Annotated in this window: 1 protein-coding gene; it reads left to right on the top strand. The window is 45.9% G+C overall.

Going from position 1 to position 930, the window contains the following annotated elements; all coding sequences use genetic code 11:
* Nucleotides 1–663, top strand: a 663-nt coding sequence (locus tag R7Q48_RS25445; RefSeq protein WP_411979286.1) for an ACT domain-containing protein, incomplete at its 5' end; no start/stop codon positions are given.
* Between the last annotated feature and the right edge of the window lie 267 nt (nucleotides 664–930).

The following is a 930-nucleotide window of genomic DNA, read 5'->3' as shown; positions in this document are numbered from 1 at the left end:
GATCCTCGCATCGCACCAAAAGCATCACCAATCCCAGAGATCAGTTTTAGTGAAGCCTCTGAAATGGCTAACTTTGGCGCGAAAATATTACACCCATCAACACTAGTCCCTGCTCTGCGTCATGATATCCCGGTTTTTGTTGGCTCATCCAAAGAACCAGAAAAAGGCGGCACGTGGATTCGTCATCAAGTCGAAAGCTCACCGCTGTTCCGTGCTCTCGCTCTGCGTTGTAATCAAACGATGGTCACTCTACGTAGTGCGAACATGTTCCATGCGTACGGCTTCTTAGCAAAAGTATTTGAGATTTTAGCCAAGCACAAAATTTCGGTAGACCTTATCACCACATCAGAAATCAGTGTGTCACTCACACTGGATCAAACTGATACCTCAGGAGGCGCACCACAACTTCCTCAAGCAGCACGAGAAGAGTTGGAAGAGTTGTGTAAGGTCGAAGTAGAACATGACCTTTGTTTGGTAGCCTTGATTGGTAACAAGATGAGTGAACGTAAAGGCTATGCGAAGCAAGTGTTTGGTACGCTAGAAGATTTGAACTTACGCATGATCTGTTATGGAGCAAGTCCTCATAACCTATGCTTCCTTGTGAATGAGTCGGTGGCGAAGCAAGCCATTCAGAAGCTGCATACAGAGCTCTTCGAACAATAACATTGGTTTGTATCCTCAAGTGACCACTACCGTGGTTCAAAAAGCATAACGTGGTTGTTGAGGGAACAACGACAAATTAAAGGGCTGCACATTGGCAGCCCTTTTTATTGCTTGTTCACTTGATTTAGCCGTTAATGTTTGGCCCCAACCATTTTTCAGCTTCGATCCTATCCCCACCTTTACGATCAGCCTAACTCTCTAACTGATCGTCTTGGCTCTGAGCGATCGCCAAATAGCGAGAGTCTGGATGTGAGAAGTACCAACCGG

Source organism: Vibrio sp. 378, assembly GCF_033339435.1.
Note: the sequence above shows the minus strand (reverse complement) of the source record. Positions and strands in the feature narration are given on the sequence as shown.